5 protein-coding genes and 2 pseudogenes are annotated in these 4,593 nt (G+C 68.6%); 5 read left to right on the forward strand and 2 right to left on the reverse strand.

Features of this window, described 5'->3' with window-relative positions; all coding sequences use genetic code 11:
- Positions 1 to 243, forward strand: a pseudogene (locus MJ785_RS19835) (ISKra4 family transposase); the annotation flags it as partial.
- A gap of 140 nt (positions 244 to 383) precedes the next feature.
- Here the strand turns inward: MJ785_RS19835 and MJ785_RS19840 are convergent.
- On the reverse strand, positions 384 to 779 hold the full coding sequence (locus MJ785_RS19840) for a hypothetical protein (protein ID WP_239382221.1): 396 nt from the start codon (positions 777 to 779) through the stop codon (positions 384 to 386).
- A complete protein-coding gene (locus MJ785_RS19845) occupies positions 776 to 1,066 on the reverse strand; it encodes a hypothetical protein (protein WP_239338005.1) in 291 nt (96 codons plus the stop codon). The genes MJ785_RS19840 and MJ785_RS19845 overlap by 4 nt, the downstream gene beginning before the upstream one ends.
- 152 nt (positions 1,067 to 1,218) lie before the next feature.
- On the opposite strand from MJ785_RS19845, the gene MJ785_RS19850 reads away from it, so the two are divergent.
- The 4 genes and pseudogenes from MJ785_RS19850 to MJ785_RS19865 all read left to right on the forward strand — a co-directional run.
- Positions 1,219 to 1,440: a hypothetical protein gene (locus MJ785_RS19850; protein WP_239382223.1), complete on the forward strand. Its 222-nt coding sequence runs from the start codon at positions 1,219 to 1,221 to the stop codon at positions 1,438 to 1,440.
- Between the two features lie 417 nt (positions 1,441 to 1,857).
- A complete protein-coding gene (locus tag MJ785_RS19855) occupies positions 1,858 to 3,210 on the forward strand; it encodes an ABC transporter substrate-binding protein (protein WP_370652999.1) in 1,353 nt (450 codons plus the stop codon).
- Positions 3,207 to 4,163, forward strand: coding sequence for a carbohydrate ABC transporter permease (locus MJ785_RS19860; protein ID WP_370653000.1), 957 nt, complete (start codon positions 3,207 to 3,209; stop codon positions 4,161 to 4,163). The genes MJ785_RS19855 and MJ785_RS19860 overlap by 4 nt, the downstream gene beginning before the upstream one ends.
- A pseudogene (locus MJ785_RS19865) lies at positions 4,163 to 4,593 on the forward strand (carbohydrate ABC transporter permease); the annotation flags it as partial. The gene MJ785_RS19860 and the pseudogene MJ785_RS19865, both read left to right, overlap by 1 nt.

Below are 4,593 nucleotides of genomic sequence, written 5' to 3' on the forward strand. Positions count from 1 at the left end.
TTCCTCGCGGCCGGCTGGCCGGTCGCCAGCGGCCTGATCGAGGGAACAGCGAAGTGGCTCGTCAAGGACCGGATGGAGATCACCGGGGCCAGGTGGAGCCTTGACGGCGCCGAGGCCGTTCTACGGCTACGTGCGCTCGTCGGCAACGGCGACTTCGACGACTACTTCGCCTACCACCTCGGCCAGCAACGCAACCGCGACCATCACAGCCGCTACCGGTCCGTCCACGCCCCCGACCCCTGACGATCAAGCGCCCGAAATGGCATACCTACAAAAGAGCCGCACCCAGTAACCCTGGCAGCTTCCGCCAGGTCAAGCTGTCAGACGCCGTATTTCCCCAGCTCAGGCGCGACCGTTCCGCAAGGTATCGGCGTCAGTCACAATCACAGGTGCAGCACGTCGACGGCGACGCCGCCGTAACGGTCGGAGTCGACGGTGAGGATCGGCAGGCCGGTGGCGAGCGCGAGAGCCGCGGCGTGGGTGGCGGGCCATTCCAAGCGGGAGTGCCGCTCGCGGAGGGTGTCGAGATGGCCGGTGCGGGTCAGCCCGCAGATGTCGATCGCACCGGCCGGCGCGACCGCGATGATGTCGGCGAGGTGCCCGGCGAGGCCGGGGCGGGCTTCCGTGGCCTGGGCCAGGCACAGCGCCGGCACGTCCAGGGTCGGGCCCCCGTCGATCGCGCCACGCAGCAGCCGCGACAGCTCCCTACGCTGGTGCTCGCTGCCGGTGTCGGCAAGCCCCGCGCTCAACGCGAGGTCGTCGAGAACGTAGCCGCTCACGCGACCGCGCCCGCCCGGTGTGCGGCAAGTGCGTCGATCGCTGCCCGGCCGAGCACGGCCACCGGGTCGCGGTCGTCGGCCCCGGTGCGCAGACGCCCGGCCGCACTGTTCAACGCTGCGGCGATGCTCGGCGGCGCCGGGTAGAGCCCGGTGGTGTCGCGCACCCACGCCAGTGCCGCGGCTTGGGCGTGCAGGACCGCCACGGCCCTGTCGGCAGCCTGGTCAGGCTGGCCCAACAGGTCATCGACCACGGCGTGCGCCCGGCTCCGGTCGTCGGCTGCGCTCATAGATAGAAATCTTACCTTCCGAGGGCCTGACAGCAGGCCCAGGCCCTTCCAGGCAGGACAGCTCGGCCTGCCCGGAGGGGAGACCAGGCAAAACCGTGGGAGGCCCCTGCGGGTAGCCCACCAGCACCGTCCAGGAATCCCCCGAGCCGATCATGATCGGGACGCAGCCTCCCACGCTTTTTCCTGGTCTCCAACCCCGGCCGGGCTGGGGGGACCGGTCCGGATGCTCGGGACGTTCCTCGCCGACTCGGCCCATCGCCGCCAACGGCGACTTCGACGCCTACTACGCCCACCGCCTGCGCGAGGAACAACAGCGCGTCCACTACTCGAAGTACCAAGAGGCTTATTCAGAACTCCCATCCTGGATGATCTAGATCATGCATCGCCACAGGTCGAGGCGCTGCTATAGATCTTGATGGAAGAGTTCTGCATAACCCTCCAAGTAAATCCATTGCGGATCCTTCATAGACCGATCGTTTCAGGTTCTGAGTTCGCCGTAGGCGTTGGGGTCCCACACATGTTCGCCGACGACGCCGTGCCCGGGCCGCTCAGAGGATGTCTCACGTGGGGGTTTCTTCCAACAGATGAGCACAGCCACAAGGGTCCGCCGCACCGATATCCGCCACACGAGACATCTGCTAACATGGACATCGCGGTGCCGATACCGGCGGCGGGTAAACCCCGTCGCCGATCGCCCCGGGAGAGCGGCCGTTCGTCGCTGAACGGCCGGCGTCCGCGGTCGCTCCCCGTTCTTTCGCTGGGGAAAGTGAGGCGAGGTGGTGAGCGGTGCAGTGAGTGCTCGGGGTCCCTTCCGGAGAAGGACGGTCCGTCCGTCAACATTTCCGGGGGCGGCCTCGGACCCGGCACCGGCCCGAAGAGTCGCGCGCCGCCGGCGGGCACTCGTACCGGCACTCGCGGCCGGCCTGCTCCTGTCGACGCTCGTCGCCTGCGGGGGCGGCGGTTCCGCGGGTCCGGCCACGGTGAACTGGTACGTCTTCAACGAGCCGTCGGGCTCGTTCACCAAGGCCGCGGCGGAATGCTCGGCCGATTCCGGCGGCCGGTACCGGATAAAGATCAACCTGTTGCCGAACGACTCGGACGGGCAGCGCCAGCAGCTGGTTCGCAGGCTCGCGGCGAAGGACACCTCGCTGGACATCATGGCGCTGGACGTGACCTGGCCGGCCGAGTTCGCCGAGGCCGGCTGGATCAGGCCGATCACCGGCCCGGCCCGGGAGGAGATCACCCGAGGCACCCTGCCCGCGGCCGTGGATACCGGCACCTGGAAGGGGCAGCTGTACGCCGCCCCGCTGAACACCAACACGCAGCTGCTCTGGTACCGCAAGGACCTGGTGCCGAACCCGCCGAAGACCTGGGACGAGATGCTGTCGCAGGCGGCCGCCCTCGCCGCGGCGGGCAAGCCGCACTACATCGAGACGCCGGGCGCCCAGTACGAGGGCTACACCGTCCTGTTCAACACCCTGGTCTCCTCCGCCGGCGGGTCGATCCTGAGCCTGGACGGGAAGCGGGTGGAACTGGGCGAGCCGGCACGGCGCGCCGTCGAGGCGATCTCCTCGATGGCGCACTCCCCCGCGGCGGACCCGTCCTGGTCGAACCAGCACGAGGACGACGCCCGGCTCGCCTTCGAGACCGGCCACGCGGCCTTCCAGCTTAACTACCCGTTCATCTATCCGTCCGCCAAGGAGAACAACCCGGGACTGCTGGCGAACCTGGGCTGGGCGCAGTACCCGAGCCTGGTGGCCGGGCAGCCGTCCCACGTCACGATCGGCGGGTACGACCTCGCGGTGAGCGCGTACAGCAAGCATCAGCAGTCCTCCGCCGACGCCGTCACCTGCCTGCGGGGCCGGGACAAGCAGATCCGCAATGCGGTCGACGGCGGGCTGCCCCCGACGCTGGTGAGCCTGTACACCGACCCGGCGTTCATAAATGGCGGCTACCCGTTCGCCGCGGACATCTACGAGGCGCTGCGGAATGCAAGCGTGCGCCCGAAGAGCCCGGCCTACCAGAGCGTGTCGCTGCAGATATCGAGCACGCTCTCGCCGCCGTCGTTGGTGGACGTGGGCCGGCTTGGTGACCTGCGCGGCCGGATCAGCGACGCCCTTGACTCGAAGGGACTTGTGCCGTGACCACCGCCGTGCCCGACGCCGACCGCCCGGCCGTCTCCGGGGCAGGCACCCGGAACGGGAGGCAGCCGAGGAAGAAGCTGTCGGCCAGGGCCTGGGCGGAGCGCCGGCTCGGCTGGGCCCTGTGCGCGCCGGCCGTGCTCGTGATGCTGACCGTCACCGCCTATCCCGTCGGCTACGCCGTTTACCTCTCTCTGCAGCGATACGACCTGCGGTTCCCGAACGACTCGACGTTCGTGGGCCTGGCGAACTACGGAACGGCGCTCAGTTCGTCGCTGTGGTGGCAGGCGCTCGCCGTGACTGCGATCATCGTCGTCATCTCGGTAGTGATCGAGTTCGTCCTCGGCATGGCCCTGGCGCTCGTCATGCACCGGGCAGTGTTGGGCCGGACGCTGGTCCGGACGGTGATCCTCATCCCGTACAGCATCGTCACGGTGGTCGCGGCCTTCGGCTGGAAGTACGCGTGGACGCCGGACACCGGCTACCTCTCCGGGCTTTTCGGGAACGCGGCTCCGCTCACCGATCAGGTCCGCGGGATCGCCGTCATCATCCTCGCCGAGGTGTGGAAGACGACGCCGTTCATGGCGCTGCTGCTGCTCGCCGGGCTGGCGCTGGTACCCGACGAGTTGCTGCGCGCGGCGCGGGTGGACGGCGCCACCGCATGGCAGCGGCTCACCCGGGTCATGCTGCCGCTGATGAAGCCGGCGATCCTGGTGGCGCTGCTGTTCCGGACCCTCGACGCCGTCCGCGTCTTCGACAACATCTACGTGCTGACCGCGGGCAGCTATGACACCCGCTCGGTGTCGATCCTCGGCTACGACAACCTCTTCACCGCGCTGAACCTGGGCGTCGGCTCGTCGCTGTCCATTCTGATCTTCCTCGTCGTCGCGCTCATCGCCTTCATCTTCATCAAAGGCTTCGGCACGGCCGCGCCCGGGCAGGAGGTGAACCGCTGATGACCACGATTGCGGCGCCGACGGGGCGAACCGCGCCGGCGGCGCGGCGCGGCCGGCGCCAGGGGAGCGGCATGCTCGGCTGGGCCGCCGCGAACACGCTGATCATTCTGCTCTCACTGATCCCGTTGCTGTGGCTGGTGTCGCTGTCCTTCAAGGACCCGTCCACCATCTCCGACGGGGACTTCATCCCGCGGCGGTGGACGCTGGAGAACTACCGTGGGATCTTCGACACCTCGTTGTTCACCCGGGCGTTGGTCAACTCCATCGGGATCGCCCTCATCGCGACGCTGCTCGCGGTGGTCCTCGGCTCGATGGCCGCCTACGCGGTTGCCCGGCTTCGGTTCCCGGGCAAGAACGTCCTGATCGGCCTCTCCCTCCTGATCGCGATGTTCCCGCAGATATCTCTGGTCAGCCCGCTGTTCAACCTGTG

Source organism: Protofrankia sp. CiT1 (assembly GCF_917627335.1).
Classification (GTDB): Bacteria; Actinomycetota; Actinomycetes; order Frankiales; family Frankiaceae; genus Protofrankia.